22 protein-coding genes are annotated in these 25,579 nt (G+C 59.5%); 7 read left to right on the forward strand and 15 right to left on the reverse strand.

What is annotated here, in order from left to right:
• Nucleotides 1-101 precede the first annotated feature (101 nt).
• Nucleotides 102-554: a GNAT family N-acetyltransferase gene (locus F3J41_RS09950; protein ID WP_166710953.1), complete on the reverse strand. Its 453-nt coding sequence runs from the start codon at nt 552-554 to the stop codon at nt 102-104.
• Nucleotides 554-1,807, reverse strand: coding sequence for a diaminopimelate decarboxylase (gene lysA, locus F3J41_RS09955; protein WP_166710955.1), 1,254 nt, complete (start codon nt 1,805-1,807; stop codon nt 554-556). The genes F3J41_RS09950 and lysA overlap by 1 nt, the downstream gene beginning before the upstream one ends.
• Before the next feature lie 110 nt (nt 1,808-1,917).
• Here lysA and F3J41_RS09960 point away from each other — a divergent pair, with 110 nt between their 5' ends.
• On the forward strand, nt 1,918-2,838 hold the full coding sequence (locus F3J41_RS09960) for a LysR family transcriptional regulator (protein ID WP_021506685.1): 921 nt from the start codon (nt 1,918-1,920) through the stop codon (nt 2,836-2,838).
• Here F3J41_RS09960 and F3J41_RS09965 read toward each other — a convergent pair.
• Nucleotides 2,835-3,998 carry an MFS transporter gene (locus tag F3J41_RS09965; RefSeq protein ID WP_021506684.1) on the reverse strand — a complete coding sequence of 388 codons (1,164 nt, stop codon included), beginning with the start codon at nt 3,996-3,998 and terminating at the stop codon, nt 2,835-2,837. The genes F3J41_RS09960 and F3J41_RS09965 overlap by 4 nt on opposite strands.
• 391 nt (nt 3,999-4,389) lie before the next feature.
• On the opposite strand from F3J41_RS09965, the gene F3J41_RS09970 reads away from it, so the two are divergent.
• The gene (locus F3J41_RS09970; protein WP_152390497.1) at nt 4,390-5,016 is read left to right on the forward strand and encodes a serine protease; all 627 of its coding nucleotides are present in this window, start codon (nt 4,390-4,392) and stop codon (nt 5,014-5,016) included.
• A gap of 177 nt (nt 5,017-5,193) precedes the next feature.
• On the opposite strand, the gene lysS is transcribed toward F3J41_RS09970, so the two are convergent.
• Nucleotides 5,194-6,714 carry a lysine--tRNA ligase gene (gene lysS, locus F3J41_RS09975; protein ID WP_021506681.1) on the reverse strand — a complete coding sequence of 507 codons (1,521 nt, stop codon included), beginning with the start codon at nt 6,712-6,714 and terminating at the stop codon, nt 5,194-5,196.
• Nucleotides 6,715-6,723: 9 nt separating this feature from the next.
• Nucleotides 6,724-7,822 (reverse strand): peptide chain release factor 2 gene (prfB, locus tag F3J41_RS09980; RefSeq protein WP_104093670.1). Its coding sequence is split into 2 segments (ribosomal slippage): nt 6,724-7,746 and nt 7,748-7,822, totalling 1,098 coding nucleotides; the frame shifts between segments, so codons are not numbered across the junction.
• Between the two features lie 551 nt (nt 7,823-8,373).
• Between prfB and F3J41_RS09985 the strand changes: the two genes are divergently transcribed.
• On the forward strand, nt 8,374-11,136 hold the full coding sequence (locus tag F3J41_RS09985) for an autotransporter domain-containing protein (protein WP_166710957.1): 2,763 nt from the start codon (nt 8,374-8,376) through the stop codon (nt 11,134-11,136).
• A 3-nt stretch (nt 11,137-11,139) separates the two neighbouring features.
• On the opposite strand, the gene recJ is transcribed toward F3J41_RS09985, so the two are convergent.
• Genes recJ through xerD form a run of 3 tightly spaced genes read right to left on the reverse strand, consistent with a single transcriptional unit; the run spans nt 11,140 to nt 14,506 of the window.
• Nucleotides 11,140-12,867: a single-stranded-DNA-specific exonuclease RecJ gene (gene recJ, locus F3J41_RS09990; RefSeq protein ID WP_166710959.1), complete on the reverse strand. Its 1,728-nt coding sequence runs from the start codon at nt 12,865-12,867 to the stop codon at nt 11,140-11,142.
• Between the two features lie 9 nt (nt 12,868-12,876).
• Nucleotides 12,877-13,590: a bifunctional protein-disulfide isomerase/oxidoreductase DsbC gene (dsbC, locus tag F3J41_RS09995; RefSeq protein WP_021506677.1), complete on the reverse strand. Its 714-nt coding sequence runs from the start codon at nt 13,588-13,590 to the stop codon at nt 12,877-12,879.
• A 22-nt stretch (nt 13,591-13,612) separates the two neighbouring features.
• The gene (xerD, locus tag F3J41_RS10000; protein WP_166710961.1) at nt 13,613-14,506 is read right to left on the reverse strand and encodes a site-specific tyrosine recombinase XerD; all 894 of its coding nucleotides are present in this window, start codon (nt 14,504-14,506) and stop codon (nt 13,613-13,615) included.
• Between the two features lie 100 nt (nt 14,507-14,606).
• On the opposite strand from xerD, the gene fldB reads away from it, so the two are divergent.
• Nucleotides 14,607-15,125, forward strand: coding sequence for a flavodoxin FldB (gene fldB, locus F3J41_RS10005; protein WP_010616927.1), 519 nt, complete (start codon nt 14,607-14,609; stop codon nt 15,123-15,125).
• On the opposite strand, the gene F3J41_RS10010 is transcribed toward fldB, so the two are convergent.
• Together F3J41_RS10010 and sdhE are read right to left on the reverse strand one after the other, a co-directional pair.
• Nucleotides 15,122-15,541, reverse strand: coding sequence for a protein YgfX (locus tag F3J41_RS10010; protein WP_058775873.1), 420 nt, complete (start codon nt 15,539-15,541; stop codon nt 15,122-15,124). The two genes, fldB and F3J41_RS10010, sit on opposite strands and share 4 nt — an antisense overlap.
• On the reverse strand, nt 15,516-15,782 hold the full coding sequence (gene sdhE, locus F3J41_RS10015; RefSeq protein ID WP_010616925.1) for an FAD assembly factor SdhE: 267 nt from the start codon (nt 15,780-15,782) through the stop codon (nt 15,516-15,518). The genes F3J41_RS10010 and sdhE overlap by 26 nt, the downstream gene beginning before the upstream one ends.
• 228 nt (nt 15,783-16,010) lie before the next feature.
• On the opposite strand from sdhE, the gene ygfZ reads away from it, so the two are divergent.
• On the forward strand, nt 16,011-16,994 hold the full coding sequence (ygfZ, locus tag F3J41_RS10020; RefSeq protein ID WP_021506672.1) for a tRNA-modifying protein YgfZ: 984 nt from the start codon (nt 16,011-16,013) through the stop codon (nt 16,992-16,994).
• Between the two features lie 52 nt (nt 16,995-17,046).
• Here ygfZ and F3J41_RS10025 read toward each other — a convergent pair whose 3' ends face one another.
• On the reverse strand, nt 17,047-17,700 hold the full coding sequence (locus F3J41_RS10025; RefSeq protein WP_021506671.1) for a hemolysin III family protein: 654 nt from the start codon (nt 17,698-17,700) through the stop codon (nt 17,047-17,049).
• 176 nt (nt 17,701-17,876) lie between these two features.
• Here F3J41_RS10025 and F3J41_RS10030 point away from each other — a divergent pair, with 176 nt between their 5' ends.
• A complete protein-coding gene (locus F3J41_RS10030; protein ID WP_058757092.1) occupies nt 17,877-18,608 on the forward strand; it encodes a MurR/RpiR family transcriptional regulator in 732 nt (243 codons plus the stop codon).
• 124 nt (nt 18,609-18,732) lie between these two features.
• Nucleotides 18,733-20,172 carry a 6-phospho-beta-glucosidase gene (locus F3J41_RS10035; RefSeq protein WP_166710963.1) on the forward strand — a complete coding sequence of 480 codons (1,440 nt, stop codon included), beginning with the start codon at nt 18,733-18,735 and terminating at the stop codon, nt 20,170-20,172.
• A 60-nt stretch (nt 20,173-20,232) separates the two neighbouring features.
• On the opposite strand, the gene F3J41_RS10040 is transcribed toward F3J41_RS10035, so the two are convergent.
• The 4 genes from F3J41_RS10040 to gcvT form a co-directional block, all read right to left on the reverse strand.
• Nucleotides 20,233-20,976, reverse strand: a complete 744-nt coding sequence (locus F3J41_RS10040; protein WP_166710965.1) for an SDR family oxidoreductase — start codon at nt 20,974-20,976, stop codon at nt 20,233-20,235.
• A gap of 73 nt (nt 20,977-21,049) precedes the next feature.
• A complete protein-coding gene (gene gcvP / locus F3J41_RS10045) occupies nt 21,050-23,923 on the reverse strand; it encodes an aminomethyl-transferring glycine dehydrogenase (RefSeq protein ID WP_021506667.1) in 2,874 nt (957 codons plus the stop codon).
• A gap of 98 nt (nt 23,924-24,021) precedes the next feature.
• Entirely contained in the window at nt 24,022-24,408 is a 387-nt protein-coding gene (gcvH, locus tag F3J41_RS10050; protein ID WP_125309822.1) for a glycine cleavage system protein GcvH, read from the reverse strand.
• A 21-nt stretch (nt 24,409-24,429) separates the two neighbouring features.
• Nucleotides 24,430-25,527 (reverse strand): glycine cleavage system aminomethyltransferase GcvT, encoded by a 1,098-nt coding sequence (gcvT, locus tag F3J41_RS10055; RefSeq protein WP_125309824.1) that lies wholly within the window; start codon nt 25,525-25,527, stop codon nt 24,430-24,432.
• Between the last annotated feature and the right edge of the window lie 52 nt (nt 25,528-25,579).

The raw sequence follows: 25,579 nt of genomic DNA on the forward strand, positions 1-25,579 counted from the left end.
GGAGAAGAACGTTCCAGAGCGCGCGGCAAGGAGAGCGCGGTCAGCCCCCTCTCCCGCTTGCGGGAGAGGGTTGGGGTGAGGGCCAGCGCGCACCCAACCCACTATAAATCCTGCGAATACACCTTCACCTGCACCTCAGGAAACTCCAGCGCATCACACTGATACTGCCAGCCGAATCGCTCGTAGTAGCCGCCAAACGTCGACCACAGCCACACCGTTGCATAGCCGCGCTGGCGGGCATAATCCAGCACGTGCTGCTGCAGGGCGGCGCTCAGTCCCTGCCCGCGCGCCGCTTCATCCACATACAGCGCGGCAACCCACGGATAGAGATCCTGACGGCTAATCAAATCGCAGCGCCAGAACCCTGCCGTGCCGTGCGGCACGTCATCGTCGTCCAGCGCGACAAAGGTCACCGGAAACGCGGCACCGTTCAGGCTACTACGTACAATGCTGTCGTAAAACGCGCGCGAGGTGCCGTCACCAAACGCCTGCCACAGCCAGTCGGTGATCTGGCTGGCGTGATGCGGCACGCTGCTGAGCGGCACGATGCGCATCAGTTCAGCTCCAGCGCCAGCAGTTCCTGAATGGTCTGCACACGGCGAATCTCACGCGGCACGCCCTGCTCAAACAGCACTTCCGGGATCAGCGGACGGCTGTTGTAGTTGGAAGACATTGATGCGCCGTAAGCGCCGGTATCATGGAACACCAGATAATCGCCGACCTGTGCCGCTGGCAGCGCGCGGGTTTCCACTTTGCCCCCTTCCAGCTGGGTAAACACATCTCCCGACTCACACAGCGGCCCGGCCACCACGCTCTCCACATGCGCCTCACCCGGCGCGCTGCCATCGGCAGGCAGCAGCGAAATATGGTGATAGCTGCCGTACATCGACGGACGCATCAGATCGCTGAAACCGGCATCCACCAGCACAAAGTGACGGCTGCCCATCTGCTTCACCGCCCGCACCTGCGACACCAGTACGCCCGACTCTGCCACCAGGAAACGGCCCGGCTCGATCTCCAGCTTCACCGCATGGCCGAGGTGCGCCGCGATACGCTCGCGCGCGCCGTTCCACAGCCCGTAATAGTGCTGCGTATCTATCGCCTCCTCACCAAAGCGGTAAGGAATCGACAGCCCGCCGCCCGCCGAGATGGCCTGCAGGTCCTGGCCAAAGGCCACTACCTGATCGACCATCGCGTCGCACACCTGCTGCAGATGGCCGTAATCGACGCCGGAACCGATGTGCATATGTAAACCTACCAGCTGCAGGCCATGCTGCTGAATCGCCGCCAGCGCCAGCGGCAGATCGCTGTGCCAGATGCCGTGCTTACTGTTTTCGCCACCGGTATTGGTTTTCTGGCTGTGACCATGGCCAAAGCCCGGATTAATGCGCAGCCAGACGCTGTGACCCGGCGAAACCGCGCCGAGCTGATGCAGCATATCCACGGAGCCGGCATTTACCGGCACCTTCAGCTCGGCGATGCGCGCCAGCGTCGGTGAGTCCAGCACATCGGCGGTGAACACAATATCCTCGCCGCCCGGCTGAAAACCGGCGGCCAGCGCACGTTCGATCTCGCCGAGCGAGACCGAATCGACCTTGACGCCGGCAGCGCGCATCAGCCGCAGAATATGAATATTCGAGCAGGCCTTTTGCGCAAAGCGCACCACGTCAAACGCGCTGAGCTGCGCAATACGCTGCTGAATGATTTCGGCATCGTAAGCCCAGAACGGGCCGCTGTAGCGCTGCGCCAGCGGCAGCAGATTTGTGGCGTTAAGCGCCGTCTGGGAATCGTTAAGTGGACGTGGCATGAGCATTCTCCTGAGTCGTTGCTGTCATTTAGCCACAGCACAGTGATGCAGAAAAATATCTGTTTAAGCATCAGCTATGCAAATATGATATGGATGACATGGAGGCGACGATGGCAAAAATTAACTGGCGGCATATCGAAATCTTTCACGCGGTGATGACCAGCGGCAATCTGACCCAGGCTGCCACGCTGCTGCATACCTCGCAGCCAACGGTGAGCCGCGAACTGGCGCGGCTGGAACAGCAGCTGGGCTTACAGCTGTTTGAGCGGGTGCGCGGCCGTCTGCAGCCCACCGTGCAGGGGCTGCGGCTGTACGAAGAGGTGCAGCGCTCGTGGTACGGTCTGGATCGCATCATGGATGCCGCCGAAGGGCTGCGCAATTTCCGCCAGGGCGAGCTGTCCATCGCCTGCCTGCCGGTTTTTTCCCAGTCGCTGTTACCGCCGCTGCTGCAGCCGTTTTTACAGCGCTATCCGCAGGTGAGCCTGAATATTATTCCGCAGGAGTCGCCGCTGCTGGAGGAGTGGCTGTCGGCGCAGCGCTACGATCTCGGTCTGACCGAAACCCAGCATGCACCCGCCGGGACTGAACGCCTGGCACTGCTGACCTGTGATGAAGTGTGCGTGCTGCCGCCGCAGCATCCGCTGTGTCAGCGGGCGGTGCTGACGCCGCAGGATTTTCACGGTGAAAACTATGTCAGCCTGTCGCGCAGCGATAGCTATCGTCAGTTGCTGGATGCGCTGTTCCATGAGCAGCAGGTGGAGCGGCGGCTGGTGCTGGAGACGCACAGCGCCGCGTCGGTGTGCGCGATGGTGCGCGCCGGGGTGGGTATTTCGATTGTTAATCCGCTGACGGCGCTGGATTACGCCGACAGCGGCGTGGTGATGCGCCGCTTCAGTATTGCCGTGCCGTTCACGGTGAGCCTGGTGCGGCCACAGCATCGGCCGGCATCGGCGCTGGTCGATCACTTCTGCGACCACCTGCAGCAGCAGGTGGCCACCTTTCCGCAGCGCATCGCCCAGCGGCTGGCTTAAGCGCGCACCGTCTCGCGCTGACCGCCCGATTTGCGGAAGGTCAGCAGACAAACCACTAAGCCCGCTGCCGCCAGCGCTGCTGCCGCGACCGGCACCGCCGTCAGGCCATAGCCTTTGTCGATCACTGCGCCGCCCACCCACGCACCAAGTGCGTTACCGACGTTGAAGGCCGAGATGTTGAGCGTCGACACCAGGTTCGGCGCGTCTTTGCCGTGGCGCACCACGTTGATTTGCAGGCCCGGCACGGTGGCGAAGGTCGCCATCGCCCACAGGAACAGGGTTATCTCTGCCAGCCACAGCGCATGGCTGGTCCAGCTGAACAGCAGCGAGAACACGGCGATCAGCGAAAAGCTGAGGATCAGGCTGAACGACACTTTCCAGTCCGCCAGTTTTCCGCCAACAATGTTACCCACCGTCAGGCCAGCGCCAATCAGGAACAGCGTCCAGCTGACACCGCGATCGCTGATGCCGGTCACCTGCAGCAGCAGCGGCGCAATGTAGCTGAACAGCGCAAACATCGCGGCGGCAAAACACACCGTCATCAGCAGCGACAGCCACAGTTTGCCGTTGGCCAGCGCGCTGATTTCGCTCGCCAGGTGCACCGGTTTTTCATCTTTGTTGGTCGGCAGGCTGACAATCAGCGCGATGAACGCGAGGATGCCAATAATCGCCACGCCCCAGAAGGTGGCGCGCCAGCCAAACAGCTGACCAAACCAGGTGCCGAGCGGCACGCCCAGTACGTTGGCCAGCGTCAGACCGGTAAACATCAGCGCCACCGCCGACGCCTGACGGCTCGGCGCCACCAGGCTGGCCGCGACCACTGAACCGATGCCGAAGAACGCACCGTGACACAACGCGGTAATAACGCGCGCCAGCATCAGCAGGTTATAGGTATAAGCCAGCGCACAGAGTACGTTGCCGATGATGAAGATGATCATCAGCAGAATCAGGGTACGTTTACGCGGCAGTTTCGCGGTCAGCAGCGCCATGATTGGCGCGCCGATGGCCACGCCCAGCGCATAGCCGCTGATCAGCCAGCCCGCAGAAGGAATCGACACCTGCAGGTCACCCGCCACTTCCGGCAGTAACCCCATAATGACGAACTCCGTGGTGCCGATGGCGAACGCACTCAGCGCCAGCGCCAGTAATGCAACAGGCATAACACACTCTCCCAAAATAATTTTGCAGGCGGGCCGCACGACGAACGCCGTACGGTTAAGACAGACGCGTATCCCTCCGACAGTGCGGGGATGTTTATTTTTGAACTGCGTCACAGTCTGCTATTAAAGCACAGCCTCTGACTCTCAACCACCCGGGCGGCCGCAAGGCTATTTTGCCTGCGCGGCAATAATCCCGGCGCTAAAAAGTGTCGCTTATGCATCACTGAGACAGGACGGCGATAACAGACTACGCTTGATAACAGGTTGTGATCGCTGTCACAGCGACGGCGCTTTCTGGCGTTAAATCAGGCAGTAAAGGATGGTCGCACATTGCCGATACCCCAATGGATTGCCCGGTAATGCGGCGTCAACACAACAGGGGGACAGAGTTATGCGATGGATCATCGCGCTGACGATCGGCGGCTTAAGCGGCTGCTCGGTCGGGCACTATGAATACAGCTCAGAAGCGGCCAGGCGCGTCGATATGACCGTCACCGGCATCCCCACCGTGCTCGGCATGGGTGCGCTGGGCACCACTATCCCCCTGACGCGCGAATACAGCCTGACGGCGGCGCACGTGGCCAAATATTCGCTGTATCGGGTGAAGGCCTGGCATCCGGAGTGCGATATCGCCGTGGTTTATCATGCGAATAAAGAAGCCAACCTGCCCCCGCAGTTCCGCAACAGCCATATCGGCGACAACGTTAATCTGTATGGGTACAGCTTTATCTCCGCGCTGCCGGTGGCATCAAGCGGCAAAAACCTGATCAATACGACGCTGAGCAATGACTGGAATAAGGCCAGCTGCGTAGTGGTGGCGGCCAATGCCGGCGTGGTGAAAGGCATGTCCGGCGGCGCGGTATATAACGCCAGCGACGACACGCTGGCCGGGGTGATTGTCGGCTATAGCAGTCGGATTGATGATAATAAGAGCGGCAAAACGCTGTTTAAAGATGTGGCACTGTATGTGCCTTATGCGCGGTTCCAGGCGTGGCTGGATGGGGTGGTGAAGTCTTAGGTTGGGTGCGCGCTGATGCCCTCACCCCGGCCCTCTCCCACGGGGAGAGGGAGAAAACCAGAGCTGACCTCTGCCACAGGGAGAGGGAGATAACCACAGCGGCCCTCTCCCACCGGGGTACAGGCAAGTCCCCTCTCCCCATGGGAGAGGGTTAGGGTGAGGGTGAAGGCAACCTGATTACTTACCGGTCGGGCGCAGAGCCGGGAACAGGATCACGTCACGAATGGTGTGGCTGTTAGTGAACAGCATGACCAGACGATCGATACCGATGCCCAGACCTGCAGTCGGTGGCAGACCGTGCTCCAGTGCGGTGACGTAGTCTTCGTCGTAGAACATCGCTTCGTCATCACCGGCGTCCTTCGCGTTAACCTGCTGCAGGAAACGCTCGGCCTGATCTTCCGCATCGTTCAGCTCGGAGAAGCCGTTACCGATTTCACGGCCGCCGATGAAGAACTCAAAGCGGTCGGTGATTTCCGGGTTCTCGTCATTACGACGCGCCAGCGGTGACACCTCTGCCGGATACTCGGTGATGAAAGTTGGCTGAATCAGGTGCGCTTCTGCCGTCTCTTCGAAGATCTCGGTCACCACGCGGCCCAGACCCCAGCTCTTCTCCACTTTGATGTGCAGCGCGTTGGCAATCGCCACGGCTTTGTCAAAGTCATCCAGATCGGCGAGGTCCGTTTCCGGACGGTATTTCTTGATCGCTTCACGCATGGTGAGCTTCTCAAACGGCTTGCCGAAATCGAAGGTGTGCTCACCATAAGGCACTTCCGTCGTGCCCAGTACGTCCTGCGCCAGGGTGCGGAACAGGCTCTCGGTCAGTTCGATCAGATCTTTGTAATCCGCATACGCCATATAGAGTTCCATCATGGTGAACTCTGGATTGTGGCGCGGCGAAATCCCTTCGTTACGGAAGTTACGGTTGATCTCAAACACGCGATCAAAACCGCCGACCACCAGACGCTTGAGGTACAGCTCCGGCGCGATACGCAGGTACATGTCGATGTCGAGCGCGTTGTGATGGGTGATGAACGGACGCGCGGACGCGCCGCCCGGAATCACCTGCATCATCGGCGTTTCCACTTCCATAAAGTCGCGGTTAACCATGAACTGACGAATGCCGGCCATGATTTGTGAGCGAATTTTGAAGGTCTTACGCGAATCGTCGTTGGAGATCAGGTCAAGGTAACGCTGACGGTAACGGGTTTCCTGATCGGCGAGGCCGTGGAATTTGTCCGGCAGCGGACGCAGCGCTTTGGTCAGCAGGCGCAGCTCAGAGATATGGATCGACAGCTCGCCGGTTTTGGTTTTGAACAGCTTACCGCGCGCGCCGAGGATATCGCCGAGATCCCACTTTTTGAACTGCTCGTTATAGACGCCTTCCGGCAGATCGTCACGCGAAACGTAGATCTGGATCTGACCGCCCACATCCTGCAGGGTGGCGAACGACGCTTTACCCATGATGCGGCGGGTCATCATACGACCGGCTACGCTCACCTCAACGCCGAGCGCTTCCAGCTCGTCGTTCTCTTTGCTGTCATAGTCGGCATGCAGACGATCGGAGGTGGTGTCACGGCGGAAATCGTTAGGAAACGCCACGCCCTTTTCACGCAGCGCGCTGAGTTTTTCGCGACGCGCTTTCAGTTCGTTGTTTAACTCAAGGGCGGCATCAGCGCTCTGCGGTTGTTGTTCAGACATGTCGGTTCCTTATAGCCCTGCTTTTAAACTTGCTTCAATAAAACGGTCAAGATCGCCATCCAGTACGGCCTGGGTGTTACGCGTTTCTACGCTGGTACGCAGATCCTTGATGCGCGAATCGTCAAGAACGTATGAACGGATCTGGCTGCCCCAGCCGATGTCCGACTTGTTCTCTTCCGCCGCCTGCTTGTCGGCATTCTTCTTCTGCATTTCGTATTCATACAGCTTGGCACGCAGCTGTTTGAAGGCCTGATCTTTGTTCTTATGCTGCGAGCGGTCGTTCTGGCACTGCACCACAATGTTGGTCGGCAGGTGGGTAATACGCACCGCTGACTCGGTTTTGTTAACGTGCTGACCACCGGCACCCGAGGCGCGATAGACGTCGATACGCAGGTCGGCCGGGTTGATTTCGATGTCGATGTTGTCATCCACTTCCGGGTAAATAAATACCGAACTAAATGAGGTGTGACGACGACCGCCGGAGTCGAACGGGCTCTTACGCACCAGACGATGAACGCCGGTTTCGGTACGCAGCCAGCCGTAAGCGTAATCACCGATGATTTTGATGGTGGCTGATTTGGTACCGGCCACTTCGCCTTCGGACTCTTCGATGATCTCGGTTTTGAAGCCTTTGGCTTCTGCCCAGCGCAGATACATACGCAGCAGCATGCTGGCCCAGTCCTGCGCTTCGGTGCCGCCGGAGCCGGCCTGAATATCCATGTAGCAGTCGGCGCTGTCGTATTCGCCGGAGAACATGCGGCGGAACTCCAGTTCACCCAGCTTCACGTCCAGCGCGTCCAGCTCGACCACGGCTTCGTTGAAGGTCTCTTCGTCGTCGGCTTCAACCGCCAGCTCCAGCAGACCCTGCACATCTTCCAGCCCCTGCTGCATCTGGTCGAGCGTTTCAACCACCGCTTCCAGCGAGGCGCGCTCTTTGCCCAGCGCCTGCGCGCGTTCAGGTTCGTTCCAGACGTCCGGCTGTTCCAGCTCGGCGTTTACTTCTTCGAGGCGTTCTTTCTTGGCATCGTAGTCAAAGATACCCCCTAAGAACGCTGCTGCGCTCGCTGAGGTCCTGGATACGATTTTTGACCGGATTAATTTCAAACATGGCTTTTCAGTCTTTTTTGACGATTCGGTGAGAGGAGATAAAAGTAACGCGCTAGTTTACCCGAAAGCGCGCCTGGTTTGTAGCTTTGCACATCAATGGCTATACCGCGTATGAACCGGCAGAAAATAATTGCGCCAGTTCTGGAAACCGGCAGGTATGGCGGTTGCCAGAAATCCCGCTGTCACTCGCCATCCACGCGGTGCACCTTCAGAATTTTCCTACATAATCACGGCAATAAACGCCAGCTGGCGTCATTAAAACCCATGATTTCTCAGACAAAATCATTAAAACTCCACCATCAGAAATGTCTGGTTCGAAGCGTGATATAGCGTGATTAGCCTGCGCAATGCTGCGCTGTCCTGGCCATCAACCGGCCAGTACGCACCTTATCCTTTCTGCACCCTGGCGGAATCTCAGGGGTTCGTGCTTCATCTATTGCGTTCTGTCTGTCAGCCACGTTGCTCAGGAGTATTCGTGACAGGGAAAGACTGCATTCAGGCCCGTTAACGTGAACGGGCGACAACATGCCCTGAGAGGCATGAGGAGTTGCCATGCATTATCCTGTTGTTACTTTTCGATCCTCACCGCGCCTGCTGGCGCTGATCATCCCGTTTCTGCTGAGCGCCTGTGGTGGCGGTGGTGGTGGCGGCGGTAGTAGCGGCGGCGGCAGCACCCTGACCCCGGTCACGCCGGTCGTTGAACCTGCGGTGCCGGCCACGGCCGCCAGCAATAAAGTAGGCATCATTGACTCTGGTCTGGCCCCGGGCCGCAGCGAAATTAATTACGCCAACGTGAATTTCTCCAGTTATGTCGACAGCAACACCGCGCTGAATGACAACATGGGGATCAACGGGCACGGCACGCTGGTGGCGATGACGCTGCTGGGGCTGTCGCCTGACAGCGCGCTGTATGTGGCGCAGGCGTCACAAAATAATATTTTCAGCTACGACAATACTGCGCGCGCCGTGCAGGGCTTAGTGGCACAGGGCGTACGCATCTTCAATATGTCCTACGGTTCGCAGGAGCGCCTCACCAGCCAGCAGGCGTTAACCGATGCGCGCCAGCGCTATCAGTCACTGTATCAGGGGCTCAACGCGGTGGCTGCGGCAGATGGGCTGGCGGTGATGATCACCGGCAACAACAGCGGCGCCACGCCGGCACCGGACGTGCTGACACCGCTGATGTATAACGACCCGCAGCTGGCACGTAATCTGCTGGCGGTGACCGGTATCCTGAGTCATACCGGTTATGACCTGCCAGGCCGCGCAGCCGGCACCGGACCGTTTGACGCCTGCGGCGCGGCCGCCGCGTGGTGCCTGACCGCGCCGGGCTATACCGATTACCTGTATCAAAACTCCGACGGCAGCTGGGTGCAGGCGCGCAGCTACGGCACCTCGTTTGCCGCACCGCGCGTGACGGCTGCGGCCTCGCAGCTGCTGCAGCGTTTCCCGTGGATGAGCGGCCATAACCTGCAGCAAACCCTGCTGACCACCGCCACCTACCGCAGTGATGCGCACGATAACGTCGCCGACAGCGCCAACGGGCGGCCATACAATGAGACGTTCGGCTGGGGCGATCTTAACGCCGCCAAAGCCTTAAACGGGCCGGGACAATTCTGGGCAGAGGACTTCAGTGCGCGCCTCGACGGCGGCCAGTATGTGTTCAGCAATGACATCAGCGGCGATCGCGGGCTGGTGCTGGACGGCAGCGAACGCGGCGGTACGCTGCAGCTGACCGGCAACAACAGCTATCAGGGCCTGACGCAGGTCTCCGCCAATAGCCTGCTGATTGACGGTACGATTGCCGGCAATGCGCTGGTAAACGGCAGCGGCAAACTGGGTGGCAGCGGACGCATCGGCGGCAATCTGGTCAACCAGGGATCGGTTAACGGCGGCCTGCAGGTAGCGGGCAATTATCAGCAGAGCGCCGACGGTACGCTCAACGTCACGCTGAACAATCCGCTGCGCGTGACCGGCAACGCGGCGCTTGACGGCACGCTAAACCTGGCGCCGCCCTCCGCCAGCTACGTGGTGAAACAGCAGGAAACGCTGCTGACCAGCGGCGGCGGCGTGAGCGGTCAGTTTAGCCAGGTCAATACCGGCGTATTTCTCGACGGTTCCGTCAGCTATGACGCCCACAGCGTTACCGGCCAGCTCACGCGCAAGAACACCGCCGCAGCGGCACAGGCGATGGGAATGGACAGTGCCAGCGCGCAGCAAACCAGCCGCAACCTGGAGCAGGCGTTTGAGCTGGCGGACCGCTGGCAGGGTCAGGCGACGCTGAGCAGTGCGCAGCAGTCAGCGCTGGCGGCCGCAGGCGCCTTCCAGACGCTGGCGGACACCCGCAGCGCACAGGCGGCGATCAACTCCCTGTCCGGTCAGGCACATGCCTCCGGTAATGCGGTGCTGTTCAACGCGCTTGATTATCAGACGCGCCTGCTCAACAACCGCATCGATGATGCCAGCGAACAGGGGCGCTTCGGCTTCTGGCTGGAGAGTGGTCAGCTGCGCGGTTCGCTCGACCAGGACGGCTATCTCGGCAACCGCTATCGCAACACCCTGACCGCGCTGGGTGCCGACAGCGATTTTGGCCTGTCCGGCCTGCGCCTCGGCATCGCCTGGACGCACACTCAGCTTGATGCCACCTATGACGACACCGGCGGTAACAGCCAGAACAGCCTGCAGGGCGTAATGCTGTATGGGCGCTATGCGGTGACGCCAGCCTGGTACTGGCAGGGCAATCTCAGCTATCAGCATGGACGCGACAAACTGCAGCGCCTGGTGCTGCTGGATGAAGCTGCACCGGTCTCCTCTTCTGCCCGCACAGACAGCTGGCAGGCGGCGCTGCAGAGCGGCTATCGCTGGACGCTGCAGGAGGATTATCGCATTGAGCCTTATCTCGGCTGGCGTGAAACCGGCCTGCAAACCGGCAGCTTCAGCGACAGCGGCAGCGCGTTTGGTCTGCAGGGAGACGGCGACAACTATCGCCGCAGCGTCGGTTACGGTGGCCTGAATCTCAGCGCGCGCCAGGACTGGTCGGCGGGCTGGTGGAGCATGCTGAGCCTGTACGGCGAATACCAGTACGCGTTCAGCAATCCGTCGATGGACGTCAGCGCGCGCTGGAGCGGCTTCGGCAGCGGTCAGCAGAGCTTCACCATCCCGGGTATGCAGCTCGATCGCCGCTCGCAGTGGTTTGGTGCGCGGGTTGATCTGGTGCAGGCGGCACGCGCGCGGCTATTCCTGCGTGCCGACCGCCACGTGGCCGATCGCGGCGATGAGAAGGTGCTGCGCGGCGGTGTCGACGTCACGTTCTAAAGGTTACGACTGAGGCCAGATATGGTCGATGATCAGCTGTACCGAGCGATTGCCGCGGTATTCGTTGATATCCAGCTTGTAGGCCAGCTGCACCTGACGCACGCTGCTGTCTGGCCACAGGCTGGTGTCGACGTTAAAGGCGATACCATCCAGTAACGGGCCGCCGCCCAGCGGCTCGACCATCACCTTAAGGTGACGCTCGCCCACCAGACGCTGCTGCAACAGCTTAAACTGACCGTCGAACACCGGCTCCGGAAACGCCTGGCCCCAGGGGCCGGCTTCCCGCAGCATTTCCGCAGTGTGCAGGGTAAACTCCTGCGCATGCAGTTCGCCATCGGACCACATCACGCCCTGCAGCGCCTCGCCTTCCAGCCATTCGTCGATCAGCGCAGCAAAGCGCTGGCGGAACTCATCATACTTCGCCTCTTCCAGCGACAGCCCCGCCGCCATGGCGTGTCCGCCAAATTTGATGATCAGCCCAGGATAGAGCGTGTCGATACGTTCCAGCGCGTCGCGCAGGTGCAGCCCGGCAATCGAACGGCCAGAGCCCTTCAGCGTGCCGTCACCGGCGGGCGCGAAGGCGATGATCGGACGGTGGAAGCGCTCTTTCAGGCGTGACGCGAGGATGCCAACCACGCCCTGATGCCACTCCGGGTGATAAAACGCCAGCCCGAGCGGCAGATCGCGATGCTGGCGCTCCAGCTCATCGCACAGCGCCAGCGCCTCGCTCTTCATGCCCTGCTCAATCTCTTTGCGCGTCTGATTAAGCGCATCAAGTTCGCTGGCCAGCATGCGCGCCTGGGCAATATCTTCCGTCAGCAGCAGCGCAACGCCAACCGACATATCGTCCAGCCGGCCGGCAGCATTGAGGCGTGGCCCGACGGCAAAACCGAGGTCGCTCGCCGCCAGCTGACGCGCATCGCGGTTGGCAATCTCCAGCAGCGCGCGGATGCCGGCACGGCATTTCCCGGCGCGGATGCGGCTCAGCCCCTGCCACACCAGAATGCGGTTGTTGGCATCCAGCGGCACCACGTCGGCCACGGTACCGAGCGCCACCAGATCCAGCAGTTCAGCCAGATTGGGTTCACTGTGTCCGTCGCTGAACCAGCTATGCTGACGCAGATGAGCACGCAGCGCCAGCATCAGATAAAACGCCACGCCGACGCCTGCCAGCGAACGTGACGGGAATGCGCTGTCGCTCAGGTTAGGGTTAACGATGGCCTCTGCCGCCGGCAGCGTTTCGCCCGGCAGGTGGTGATCGGTGATCAGTACCGGAATACCGTGCTGGTGCGCGGTGTCGACGCCCGCGTGCGACGAAATTCCGTTATCCACGGTGAGGATCAGCTCGGCGCCGCGCGCGCGCGCCTGCTCCACCACTTCCGGGCTCAGGCCATAGCCGTCTTCAAAGCGGTTCGGCACCAGATAATCGACGTTGCCGCCCATGCTGCGCAGCGCCAGTACGGTGAGCGCAGTGCTGGTGGCACCATCGGCATCGAAATCGCCCACCACCACGATACGGCGTTGCTGCTGCAGCATCTGGTGCAGCAGCGTCACGGCGCGCTCAATGCCGCCAAGGCTTTGCCACGGCAGCAGGAATTTCGCGCCGCGTTCCAGTTCGGCGGCGTCTTTGACACCGCGTTGCAGGTAGAGACGACGCAGCAGCGGCGGTAAATCATCGGGTAACTGCGCGTCGGCCTGGGCTTCACGCCGACGTAATTCTACAGAGTGCATCACTGTGTCTTAACCACCACGCTTCTGGCCGTCCAGCACCTGCTTCAGCTCCTGCGGTCCCTGGTAGCCAGGAATCATCATGCCGCTGTCGGTGAGGATGGCGGGCGTGCCCTGAATACCAAACAGAATGCCCAGCTTGTAGTGCTGGTCGAGATTGATTTTGCAGCTCGCCGGCGCATCCATTTGCGGTGCATCGCCTTTCATTGCGGCATCAAACGCCTTGTTGCGATCGGCGCTGCACCAGATGGCGGTCATGGCTTTCTCCACCTGGCCGTGCAGGCCTTCACGCGGGAACGCCAGATAGCGCACGGTGATGCCCAGCGCATTGTAGTCAGCCATCTGCTCGTGCAGCTTGCGGCAGTAACCGCAGGTGATGTCGGTGAATACGGTGATCACGTGCTGCTCTTTCGGCGCTTTGTAGACAATCATTTCCGGTGCCAGCGCGGCGACTTTTTTCTCCAGCAGCTGATTGGTGACATTCACCGGCTGCGCGCCGCTGACATCGTACAGCGGGCCCTGAATCATGTGCTTGCCGTCTTCGGTGACGTACAGCACGCCGCTTTCGGTCATCACCGTTTTGATACCCGGCAGCGGCGACGGCTGGATTTCCGCCTGCTGCATACCCAGTTTTTTCAGTGATTGCTGAATCGCGCTGTCATCGGCATGGGCCAGCGCAGAAAAGGCGCTGACCAGCAGAGCCAGCGTCGTAACGGTTTTTTTCATCTCAAATCCTTGTTGCCGCTGCTCAGGCGCGCGGATGATGCTGTTGATGTAACTGACGCAGGCGCTCAGTCGCCACGTGCGTGTAAATCTGGGTGGTCGACAGGTCGCTGTGCCCCAGCAACATCTGTACGACGCGTAAATCGGCACCATGGTTCAGTAAATGTGTGGCAAATGCGTGGCGCAGCACGTGCGGTGACAGCTTTTCGCTGTCGATGCCGGCAAGGGTGGCATAGTGTTTGATGCGATGCCAGAAGGTCTGGCGTGTCATCTGCTGCGCGCGGTTGCTGGGGAACAGCACGTCAATGGTCTGTCCGTTCAGCAGCCACGGCCGCCCGTGTTCCATATAGTGCTCCAGCCAGTAAATTGCTTCTTCACCTAATGGCACCAGCCGCTCTTTATTGCCTTTACCGATGACGCGCACCACGCCCTGACGCAGGCTGACATCACTCAACGTCAGACCGACCAGCTCAGAGACGCGCAGCCCGGTAGCGTACAGCAGCTCCAGCATCGCTTTGTCACGCAGTTCAAGCGGTATGTCCGTCGCTGGAGCCTGTAACAGGCGCTCGACCTGATTTTCTGACAGGTCTTTTGGCAGGCGCTGCGGCAATTTCGGCGCTGATAACAGCGCGCTGGGATCGTCACTGCGCAGCTTTTCGCGGTACAGATACTGAAACAGACGGCGCATCGCGCTCAGGGTACGCGCTGAGCTGGTGGCTTTGTAACCGCCCTCAATCCGCTCAGCCAGAAACTGCTGTAAATCAGCGGCTTCCAGCGTCAGCAGCATGCGCTCATGGTGGTGCAGCCAGGCAGTGAGCGTCTGCAAATCCTGACGATAGGACGCCAGCGTGTTCTGCGCCAGGTTGCGCTCAATCCAGAGCGCGTCGAGAAACTGTTCTATCAGATCGCTGTCCTGCACTGTTGCCCCTCGCCGTGTGAAATCGTGCTCATTATGCCTGAAACTGGCCTGCTTCTGGTACAATTGCGCCAGAGTGAGTTTCAGTCAGAGCATTAATTGCATGAATATCGGTCTGTTTTACGGTTCCAGTACCTGTTACACCGAGATGACGGCGGAGAAAATCCGCGACTTTATCGGTGAAGAATTAGTCACACTGCATAACCTGAAAGATGACGATCCGTCGCTGATGGAGCAGTACGATTTACTGATTCTCGGTATTCCGACCTGGGATTTCGGCGAACTGCAGGAGGACTGGGAAGCGGTGTGGCAACAGCTGCCAGCACTCAACCTGCAGGGCAAAATTGTGGCGCTGTACGGCATGGGCGACCAGGTCGAGTACAGCGAATGGTTCCTTGATGCGCTGGGTATGCTGCACGAACTGCTGCTGCCGATGGGCGTGCAGTTTGTCGGTTACTGGCCGCTCGACGGCTACCAGTTCACCAGTAAAAAACCACTGACCGCCGATGGTCAGCAGTTTGTCGGTCTGGCGCTCGACGACGTTAATCAGTTTGAGCTGAGCGAAGAGCGCGTCGAGCAGTGGTGCGAACAGATTCTGACCGAAACCGCCGCGCTGCTTTAATGCGGCGTCGCGCCATCCAGCAAAAAACAGCGGGCGCGTAACGCGCGCCACGCGTCGGGCGGCATGCTGTCGTGCAGCAGCCACAGCCGCCAGCGCTGCCCGCGCCGGTTACGCAGCACCAGCAACACGCCCCACGGTAGCCAGTCCGGCGTCCGTTGCGCCTGCCAGCGCTCACCGCGCCAGTACCAGTCACCCTTGTCATCCAGCATGAGCGCTCCGCAGCGCTGCTGCAGGCGACGCGCGTTACGCCAGTACTGCAGTGTCAGCAGAATCACTACCGCGATCTGAACCCAGGCCCAGCCCGCCGGCCAGCGACAGCTCAGCAACAGCGCGCCACCCAGGCCGAACAGCGTCACATTCAGCACCCGCGCGCTGCGTGACGCGCGCAGATCACATTGCCACCGGCCCGCGTTCACGGTTGCGCTGCTGAATCAGTTTCACCATGCGTTTGAACTCGGGATCGGCCGGTTCGCCGTGGTTCATCATCCAGTTAAACAGGTCCGGATCGTCGCTCTTCAGCAGCGCGACAAACACCTGCTTGTCGCTGTCGCTCAGCGAATCATACTCATATTTAAAGAACGGCATGATCGAGACATCCAGCTCCAGCATGCCGCGACGGCATGCCCACTGGACGCGCGCTTTGTCATGAATATCCATGTGTCTTCTTCCACAGCTGATAACAGTGGCGCTCAGTGTACCTGCTTTTTCGCCGCGCTGCAGGCGTGCAACCAGACGCTGCGCGCGATGACGCACAGCAATGCCACCGGTTACAGGGTTATCACGCGATTTGTGCGCCAGATTCCGCAAACAGGTTGCAATGGCGCACTGCTCTTTTAACATTGGTAAGCATATTACTGGATAAACCTTATTGATCAGGACGGACTCATGCCGATTTTCACCCTTCCGCCTCGCCAGCCCGCTGCGGCGTCGCGCCTGCCTTTAACGCTAATGTCGCTCGACGAGTGGGCGCTGGTATCGGTGCAGGGCAAAGATAGCACCTCTTATCTGCAGGGTCAGCTGACGCTGGACGTGGCGGCGCTGGACGCAGCGCAGCATCGCCCGGCAGCGCACTGTGATGCCAAAGGCAAAATGTGGAGCAATCTGCGTCTGTTCCATCGTGGAGAAGGTTATGCCTATGTTGTGCGGCGCAATCTGCGCGAGCAGCAGGTGACCGAACTGAAGAAGTATGCGGTGTTCGCCAAAGTGACCATTGCGGCCGATGATGACGCAGTCCTGCTCGGCGTTGCCGGTTTTCAGGCGCGCGCCGCGCTGGCTAACGTTTTCGCCACGCTGCCGGATGCCACAACCCCAGTGGTACAGCAGGATGACACCACCCTGCTGTGGTTCGCCGAGCCAGCCGAGCGTTTTCTGCTGATCACCACGCCGGCGCAGGCCGAAGCGCTGCAGCAGAAGCTGGCCGGGGAAGCGCAGCTGAATGACAGCACGCAGTGGCTGGCGCTGGATATTGCGGCGGGCGTGCCGGTGATCGACAGCGCCACCACGGCGCAGCTGATTCCGCAGGCCACCAACCTGCAGGCGCTGGATGCCATCAGCTTTAAAAAAGGCTGTTACACCGGCCAGGAAATGGTGGCGCGCGCCAAATTCCGCGGCGCCAACAAACGTGCGCTCTACTGGCTGGCGGGCAGCGCCAGCAAAGTACCGGACGCGGCCAGTTCGCTGGAGTTGCAGATGGGCGACAAATGGCGTCGCACCGGCACGGTGCTGAGCGGCGTACAGCTGGATGATGGCAGCGTGTGGGTGCAGGCGGTGCTGAACAACGATCTGGAGCCGGACAGCGTGCTGCGCGTTGAAGGCGATGAGAGCGGTAAGCTGACCATCCAGCCGCTGCCCTATTCGCTGGAAGAGTAACGGTTACGGCTGGTATGCCGCAGGGTCGCCATCAGTGGCGACCCTGGCCTTGTTACATCACGTAAAAATAGATGGCGCAAAAGTGCAGCACGCTGCCGCCCAGCACGAAACCGTGCCAGATGGCATGATTGTACGGGATACGGCGCGACACATAGAAAATTACCCCGAGTGAATAGACAATCCCGCCCGCCGCCAACAGCCAGACGCCGCCGGCCGACAGTTTGGTTGCCAGCTGATAAATCACTACCAGCGACAGCCAGCCCATGCTGAGATAGGTCACCAGCGACAGCACTTTAAAGCGATGCGCAATGGTCAGCTTAAAGATGATGCCCGCCAGCGCCAGACTCCAGATCACCACCATCAATCCCTGCGCCAGCGGCGATTGCAGCCCGACCAGCAGAAACGGCGTGTAAGTCCCGGCGATCAGCAAATAGATGGCGCAGTGGTCAAATTTCTTCAGCCAGTATTTGGCACGCTGATGCGGAATGGCGTGATACAGCGTCGAGGCGAGGAACAGCAGAATCATGCTGCCACCGTACAGGCTATAGCTGGTAATGGCAGTGATATTCGCCTGCATTTCAACGGCCTGGGTCAACAGCAACACCAGCCCCACGATGCCAAACACACAGCCCAGGCCGTGGCTGATGCTGTTGGCGATCTCTTCGGCCAGTGAATAGCCCTGGGCAATAAGTCGGTTCTGTACCATGGCGTCGGATTCCTAAACATCGTAACGAAAGTTGTGCTTTTTCTGTGCACCAGAGTAGCGAAGAACAATTTCAGAGTACACATGTACGCTAAAATTATTCTGTGAAGAGGTGTGACAACCCAGCGGCAAACCAATCTGTTACACTGAGGCTTCTTTTTGCCGTGAGCGCCGCCCGAATGTTTTCACACAGCGACCTGTCCCGTTTGAATGACCTTGAGATGCAGGTTTATCACTTCATCATCAAACACCGGGAAAGTGTCAGTTATATGACCATCCGCGAACTGGCGGCGCAGGCGGGCGTCTCGACCACCACGGTGCTGCGCTTCTGCCGCAAAATGCACTGTGACGGCTGGTCAGAATTCCGTATCCGTTTTCGCCTGGCGCAGGAGCAAAGCGCGCCGGTGCTGCTGCCCTCCGGTGTCGGTGAAATGCTGAGCTTTTTTAAAAGCATCAATAACGCAGAATTTGATCAGCAGATTGCCACCGCGGCGCAAATGATTATTGAGGCTGAGCACATTTTCTTTATTGGTGCTGGTACTTCAGGCAGCCTTGGCAAATATGGTGCGCGCTATTTTTCTAATATTGGCAAATTCAGCCATCACATCGATGATCCTTATTACCCGGTGAGTAAGAGCGCCTGGGAAAATGCGCTGGCGATTATTTTATCCGTCTCTGGCGAAACCGAAGAGATCCTGCGCTTTGCCAGTCAGTTCAGCCTGCATCACTGTAAAATCATCTCCATCACCAATCACGACAACTGCTCGCTGGCGAAAATGGCGGATTTCAATCTCTCCTATCATGTGCCGCAGGAGAAACTGCCTGACCGCTACGATATTACCACTCAGGTACCGGTCATTTATATTCTGGAGACGCTGGGCCGTTATATTGCCCGCCTCACGCAGGTATAAAACAGCCTGTTTTTCAGTGGTAACAAGTCACATTTCCGCGCCGGTGTTATAGCGTGACTTTGCTATTTCAGTTGTTACACTGCGGGCAGTATTATTTTCGCCAACAGCGTGACGAGGTATTGAAATGAGTGAAGGATTGCAGTTACCCAGCGGATTTCTCTGGGGCGGCGCGGTGGCAGCCCATCAGGTTGAGGGCGGCTGGGATCAGGGCGGCAAAGGCGTCAGCATTGCTGATGTTCTCACCGGCGGTGCACACGGCGTTGATCGCGTCATCACGCCCGGCGTCCAGCCCGGCCAGCACTATCCCAACCATCAGGCGGTGGAATTCTATTCACACTACAAACAGGACGTGGCGCTGTTTGCTGAGATGGGTTTCAAATGCTTCCGCACCTCGATTGCCTGGACGCGCATTTTCCCCAACGGCGATGAACTGCAACCCAATGAAGCCGGCCTGCAATTTTACGATGACCTGTTTGATGAACTGCTGAAATATGGCATCGAACCGGTGATTACCCTGTCGCACTTTGAGATGCCTTATCATCTGGTTAAAGAGTACGGCGGCTGGGCCAGTCGCAAAGTGGTCGATTTCTTTGTGCGCTTCAGTGACGTGGTGATGACGCGCTATCGCCATAAGGTGAAGTACTGGATGACCTTCAATGAAATCAATAACCAGCGCAACTGGCAGTATCCGCTGTTCGGCTACTGCTGCTCCGGCGTGGTGTTCACCGAGCATGAAAAACCGGAACAGACGATGTATCAGGTGATGCATCACCAGTTCGTTGCCAGTGCCAAAGTGGTGAAGCGTGGCCACGAAATCAACCCGGATTTCCAGATTGGCTGCATGATCGCCATGGTGCCGGTCTATCCGTTCTCCTGCCATCCGGACGATGTGATGCGCGCACAGGAGTCAATGCATCAGCGCTACGTGTTCAGCGATGTGCAGATGCGCGGCGCGTATCCGGCTTATACGCTGAAAGAGTGGGCGCGCAAAGGCTATCACATTGAGATGGAAGCCGATGACGCCGAAACGCTGCGTCAGGGCTGCTGCGATTACATCGGTTTCAGCTACTACATGAGCAATGCGGTGGACACCAAAGCCAGCGGCGTCGACGACCCGATCACCGGCTTCGACGGCGTAGTGCCTAACCCGCATGTGAAAGCGTCCGACTGGGGCTGGCAGATTGATCCGGTCGGCCTGCGCTACGTGCTTAACGCGCTGTATGAGCGCTACCAGAAGCCGCTGTTTATTGTTGAGAACGGCTTTGGTGCCATTGATAAAGCCAATGCTGAGGGCGTAATCGAAGATGACTACCGCATTGATTATCTGCGCGCGCACATCGAAGAGATGAAAAAAGCGGTGGCGCTGGATGGTGTCGATCTGCTGGGCTATACGCCGTGGGGCTGCATCGACTGCGTCTCCTTTACCACCGGCCAGTACAGCAAGCGCTACGGCTTTATCCACGTCGATAAAAACGATGATGGCAGCGGCAGCTTTGCCCGCTCGAAGAAGAAGAGTTTCGCCTGGTATCAGCAGGTGATTGCCAGCAATGGTGAAGTGCTGTAACCGCTAATGGCGCGCGACGTATAGATGTGCGCCGCGCGCAGACAGGCTGTGACGTGCGGCTTAACGGCCGCCTGACGCATCAATAAAGCTGCCGGTGACGTAGGAAGCGGCGTCACTGGCCAGCCAGGCGATGGCGGCAGCGATCTCCTCTGCCTGGCCGCCGCGCTGCATCGGCAGCGATGACGCGAGGCGATCAACGCGCCCCGGCTCGCCGCCGTAGGCATGCATATCGGTGTAGATCAGCCCTGGCCGCACGCTGTTGACGCGAATACCCTGCGCCGCCACTTCCAGTGACAATCCTCTGGTCAGCGTATCCATCGCGCCTTTCGACGCCGCGTAATCGACATACTCATTGGGCGAGCCGGTACGCGCGGCCGCTGACGAGACGTTAACAATGGCGCCGCCCTGGCCGCCGTGTGCGGTGCTCATGCGTTTTACCGCTTCGCGGCAGCAGATAAACGTGCCGGTGACGTTGGTTGCCAGCACGCGCTGAATGCGCGCAGCATCCAGATCCTCAACCCGGCACTGGGAGAAGAGAATACCGGCGTTATTCACCAGCACGCGCAGCGCGCCCGGCTGCTGATCCAGCTGGCGGAACATGCGCACCACCTGCGCTTCATCGGCAATATCCGCCTGTAAGGCAAACGCGCTGCCGCCCTGCGCTTCGATATCTGCTACCACCTGCAACGCTTCTGCTTCGCGCTGCCGGAAATTGATTGCCACGCGATAACCCGCCTGCGCCAGCAGCAGCGATGTTGCCCGTCCAATTCCGCGGCTACCGCCGGTGACCAGTGCCAGATCCATATGTTTCTCCCATAAAAAAAGGCCGACAAATCGGCCTTTAGTATTACTGAAGGGTTTGGATTACGCCTGCAAATTACTGGTATTCACTCATCGGAACGCATGAACAGAACACATTGCGATCGCCAAACACATCGTCGAGACGCTTAACGGTCGGCCAGTATTTGTTGGCGCTGCCGGCCGGGAAGACCGCCAGCTCGCGGCTGTACGGATGAGTCCAGTCGCCGACGATTTCCATCTGGGTATGTGGTGCATTCACCAGCGGGTTGTCGTCAGCCGGCCATTCACCGTCGGCTACGCGATCGATTTCCATGCGGATCGCCAGCATCGCGTCAATAAAGCGGTCCAGCTCGATTTTGCTCTCGGACTCAGTCGGCTCGACCATCAGCGTGCCGGCGACCGGGAACGACATGGTCGGCGCATGGAAGCCATAGTCGATCAGGCGTTTCGCGATATCCAGCTCGCTGATGCCGGTCTGCTCTTTCAGCGGACGAATGTCGAGAATGCACTCATGCGCCACGCGGCCGTCGCGGCCGGCGTACAGAATCGGGTACGCCGACTGCAGCCGGCTGGCGATGTAGTTGGCGTTGAGAATCGCCACCGAGCTGGCCTGCTTCAGCCCTTCTGCGCCCATCATGCGAATGTACATCCAGCTAATGGGCAGAATAGATGCGCTACCGAACGGCGCCGCAGAAACCGCGCCCTGCTGGGTCAGCACGCCGTCAATCTGCACCACGCTGTGGCCCGGTACGAATGGCGCCAGATGCGCCTTCACCCCGATCGGCCCCATGCCCGGACCGCCACCGCCGTGCGGAATGCAGAAGGTTTTGTGCAGGTTGAGATGCGACACGTCAGCGCCAATGTAGCCAGGCGTGGTGATCCCGACCTGCGCGTTCATGTTTGCGCCGTCGAGGTACACCTGGCCGCCGTACTGATGCACGATCTGGCACACTTCGCGAATGGTCTCTTCGTAGACGCCGTGCGTCGATGGATAGGTCACCATGATGCACGACAGCGCGTCACCGGCCTGCGCTGCTTTTTCACGCAGATCGCCGAGATCGATATTGCCCTGCTTATCACAGGCCACCACCACCACCGCCATGCCCGCCATCTGCGCGGACGCCGGGTTGGTACCGTGCGCCGAGCTCGGGATCAGACAGATCGTGCGGCCCGCTTCATTACGGCTCTCATGATAGCGGCGGATGGCCAGCAAACCGGCGTATTCGCCCTGCGCACCAGAGTTCGGCTGCATGCACAGCGCATCGTAACCGGTGAGCTGGACCAGCCACTGGGACAGCTGACCGATCATCTGCAGATAACCGCTCGCCTGCTCTGCCGGGCAGAACGGGTGCAGTTCAGCAAATTCCGGCCAGGTGATCGGAATCATTTCGGCGGCGGCATTCAGTTTCATGGTGCACGAGCCGAGCGGGATCATCGCCTGATTCAGCGCCAGATCCTTTTTCTCCAGGCTGTGCATGTAGCGCATCATCTCAGTTTCGCTGTGATGACGGTTGAACACCGGATGGGTAAGGAATTCGCTGGTACGCTGCTGGCCTGCCGGAATAGCGCTGTTTTCCGCCGCCACCGCGGCGTCCAGCGCCTCGATATCCTGACCGTGCGCGTCACCCAGCAGAATGGCAAACAGCGCCAGCACGTCTTCACGCGTGGTGGTTTCATCCAGCGTGATACCAACCGCATTGAGGATATCGCTGCGCAGATTGACGCCGAAGCTCAGCGCACGGTTCAGCACCGCCGCTTTGTCCGCGACTTCAACGGTCAGCGTATCGAACCAGCTGTGATGGCGCAGCTTCAGGCCGCCGTTTTGCAGGCCTGCTGCCAGAATCGAGGTCAGGCGGTGAATGCGCGAGGCGATGCGCTTCAGTCCAGCCGGGCCATGGTAAACCGCGTACAGGCCGGCGATATTCGCCAGCAGCACCTGGGAAGTACAGATGTTGGAGTTGGCTTTCTCACGGCGGATGTGCTGTTCGCGCGTCTGCATCGCCATGCGCAGCGCGGTGTTACCGGCGGCATCGCGTGACACGCCGATGATACGGCCAGGCATGGAGCGCTTGTGCTCATCACGGCTGGCAAAGAAGGCCGCGTGCGGACCGCCGTAGCCCATCGGTACGCCAAAGCGCTGGGCGGAACCGAAGACGATATCAGCACCCTGTTTGCCCGGCGCTTCCAGCTGCACCAGCGCCATGAAATCCGCCGCCACGCTCACCACCACTTTGCGGCTTTTCAGCTCAGCAATCAGTTCACGGTAGTCGTGCACTTCTCCGCTGGTACCGACCTGCTGCAGCAGCACGCCAAACAGATCGTCGTGCTCGCGGGCTTTTTCGGCGCGATCGATAATCAGCTCAAAGCCAAAGGTTTCGGCGCGGGTGCGCACCACATCCAGAGTTTGCGGATGGATGTCATCGGCGATAAAGAATTTGGTCGCGTTTTTCAGCTTGCTGACGCGTTTAGCCATCGCCATCGCTTCGGCGGCCGCGGTGGCTTCATCCAGCAGCGAAGCTGAAGCAATATCCAGCCCGGTGAGATCGAGCGTCAGGGTCTGGAAGTTGAGCAGCGCTTCCAGACGGCCCTGCGACACTTCCGGCTGATACGGCGTGTACGCCGTGTACCAGCCCGGGTTTTCCAGCATGTTGCGCAGAATCACCGGCGGGGTTATCACCGCACTGTAACCCATTCCAATCCAGGATTTGTAACGCTGATTCTGGCTGGCAATGGCTTTCAGCTCTGCCAGCGCCTGCTGTTCAGTCGCGGCATCGCCTACCGCCGGCGGACCTGGCAGCTGGATATCGGCAGGCACAATCGAAGCGATCAGCGAAGCCAGCGAGCTGGCACCAATCGCTTCCAGCATGGTGGCCTGCTGCGCGGCATCAGGACCGATATGGCGCTCAATAAAAGCACCGTTGTGTTCGAGCTGGCTGAGAGTCTGGGTCATTTGCAGTACATCCTGAATCGGGCTGGGTGACAAAATGGCATTAAATCAGGCAGATAAAAAAGAAGGCGCCGCAGTGCGGCACCTTCAGAGACTACCGGTTACTCGTCGATGGACGCTTTGTAGGCGGCAGCATCAAGCATCGCGTCGAGCTCGGACTCGTCGCTGGCTTTGATGCGGAACAGCCAGCCGGCGGCGTACGGTTCGCTGTTAACCAGCTCAGGGGCATCGCCCAGCGCTTCGTTGACCGCCACGATTTCGCCGCTCAGCGGGGCATAGATATCCGATGCCGCTTTCACGGATTCGGCTACCGCACAGTCGTCACCGGCGGCAAAGCTGGTGCCCACGTCTGGCAGGTCGACAAATACCATGTCGCCCAGCAGTTCCTGCGCGTGTTCGGTGATGCCCACGGTAAACGTACCGTCAGCTTCTTTACGCACCCACTCGTGGCTATCACGGTACTTCAATTCATTTGGCACATTGCTCATCGCCATTTCTCCTGAAAAAAATTACTGAGCGACCGGCTTGCCGGCGCGAACAAAAATAGGTTTAGTCACTTTCACCGGCATTTCACGATTGCGGATTTCAACAATCGCCTGCTCACCGATACTGGCCGGCACGCGCGCCAGCGCAATGCTGTAGCCCAGCGTTGGCGAGAAGGAGCCGCTGGTAATGATGCCCTGCTGCGGCTGTCCCTGCGCATCGGTAAAGCGCACCGTCAGACCGTTACGCAGCACGCCTTTTTCGGTCATCACCAGCCCGACCAGCTTTTCCGTGCCGTTCTCGCGCTGTGCTTCCAGCGCCTCACGGCCAATGAAATCACGGTCGGCGGGCTCCCAGCTGATGGTCCAGCCCATGTTGGCGGCCAGCGGCGAAACGCCTTCATCCATCTCCTGACCATACAGATTCATGCCGGCTTCAAGACGCAGCGTATCGCGTGCGCCCAGTCCGGCTGGTTTCACGCCTGCGGCCAGCAGCTGCTGCCAGAAATCTGCGGCCTGAGCGGCAGGCAGGGCGATTTCATAACCGGCTTCACCGGTATAACCGGTGGTGGCGATAAACAGATCGCCGGCCTGTACGCCAAAGAACGGCTTCATGCCTGCCACCGCGTCACGCTGTGCCGCGCTTAACAGGCTCTGTGCTTTTTGCTGCGCGTTCGGTCCCTGTACGGCGATCAGCGCCAGATCGTCACGCTCGGTGAGCGCAACCCCAAACGGCTGCGCATGCTCAGCGATCCACGCCAGATCCTTCTCGCGCGTGGCGGAGTTGACCACCAGGCGGAACAAATCTTCGCTCATAAAGTAAACAATTAAATCATCAATGACGCCAGCTGAAGCATTCAGCATGCCGGTATAGAGGGCTTTGCCGGGCTGAGTCAGTTTGGCGACGTCGTTGGCCAGCAGGTAACGCAGAAATTCACGGGTACGCGCGCCGTGCAGATCGACAATGGTCATGTGGGAAACGTCAAACATTCCGGCATCGTTGCGTACCGCATGGTGTTCATCCATTTGCGAGCCGTAGTGCAGCGGCATCATCCAGCCGTGGAAGTCCACCATGCGGGCACCGCAGGCCTGATGCTGTTCGAATAGAGGCGTTTGCTGAGTCATAACCATCCTGTGAAGACAAGTGAGTGTGACGCGCCTGCGCCGTCAGTTTTGA

The organism is Pantoea sp. Ap-870, assembly GCF_011752515.1.
Classification (GTDB): Bacteria; Pseudomonadota; Gammaproteobacteria; order Enterobacterales; family Enterobacteriaceae; genus Pantoea; species Pantoea dispersa.

Coding starts and splice junctions, on each gene's coding strand:
- F3J41_RS09950 (WP_166710953.1), bottom strand. CDS start 554: ATGCGCATCGTGCCGCTCAGCAGCGTGCCGCATCACGCCAGCCAGATC.
- lysA (WP_166710955.1), bottom strand. CDS start 1,807: ATGCCACGTCCACTTAACGATTCCCAGACGGCGCTTAACGCCACAAAT.
- F3J41_RS09960 (WP_021506685.1), top strand. CDS start 1,918: ATGGCAAAAATTAACTGGCGGCATATCGAAATCTTTCACGCGGTGATG.
- F3J41_RS09965 (WP_021506684.1), bottom strand. CDS start 3,998: ATGCCTGTTGCATTACTGGCGCTGGCGCTGAGTGCGTTCGCCATCGGC.
- F3J41_RS09970 (WP_152390497.1), top strand. CDS start 4,390: ATGCGATGGATCATCGCGCTGACGATCGGCGGCTTAAGCGGCTGCTCG.
- lysS (WP_021506681.1), bottom strand. CDS start 6,714: ATGTCTGAACAACAACCGCAGAGCGCTGATGCCGCCCTTGAGTTAAAC.
- F3J41_RS09985 (WP_166710957.1), top strand. CDS start 8,374: ATGCATTATCCTGTTGTTACTTTTCGATCCTCACCGCGCCTGCTGGCG.
- recJ (WP_166710959.1), bottom strand. CDS start 12,867: ATGCACTCTGTAGAATTACGTCGGCGTGAAGCCCAGGCCGACGCGCAG.
- dsbC (WP_021506677.1), bottom strand. CDS start 13,590: ATGAAAAAAACCGTTACGACGCTGGCTCTGCTGGTCAGCGCCTTTTCT.
- fldB (WP_010616927.1), top strand. CDS start 14,607: ATGAATATCGGTCTGTTTTACGGTTCCAGTACCTGTTACACCGAGATG.
- sdhE (WP_010616925.1), bottom strand. CDS start 15,782: ATGGATATTCATGACAAAGCGCGCGTCCAGTGGGCATGCCGTCGCGGC.
- ygfZ (WP_021506672.1), top strand. CDS start 16,011: ATGCCGATTTTCACCCTTCCGCCTCGCCAGCCCGCTGCGGCGTCGCGC.
- F3J41_RS10025 (WP_021506671.1), bottom strand. CDS start 17,700: ATGGTACAGAACCGACTTATTGCCCAGGGCTATTCACTGGCCGAAGAG.
- F3J41_RS10030 (WP_058757092.1), top strand. CDS start 17,877: ATGTTTTCACACAGCGACCTGTCCCGTTTGAATGACCTTGAGATGCAG.
- F3J41_RS10035 (WP_166710963.1), top strand. CDS start 18,733: ATGAGTGAAGGATTGCAGTTACCCAGCGGATTTCTCTGGGGCGGCGCG.
- F3J41_RS10040 (WP_166710965.1), bottom strand. CDS start 20,976: ATGGATCTGGCACTGGTCACCGGCGGTAGCCGCGGAATTGGACGGGCA.
- gcvP (WP_021506667.1), bottom strand. CDS start 23,923: ATGACCCAGACTCTCAGCCAGCTCGAACACAACGGTGCTTTTATTGAG.
- gcvH (WP_125309822.1), bottom strand. CDS start 24,408: ATGAGCAATGTGCCAAATGAATTGAAGTACCGTGATAGCCACGAGTGG.
- gcvT (WP_125309824.1), bottom strand. CDS start 25,527: ATGACTCAGCAAACGCCTCTATTCGAACAGCATCAGGCCTGCGGTGCC.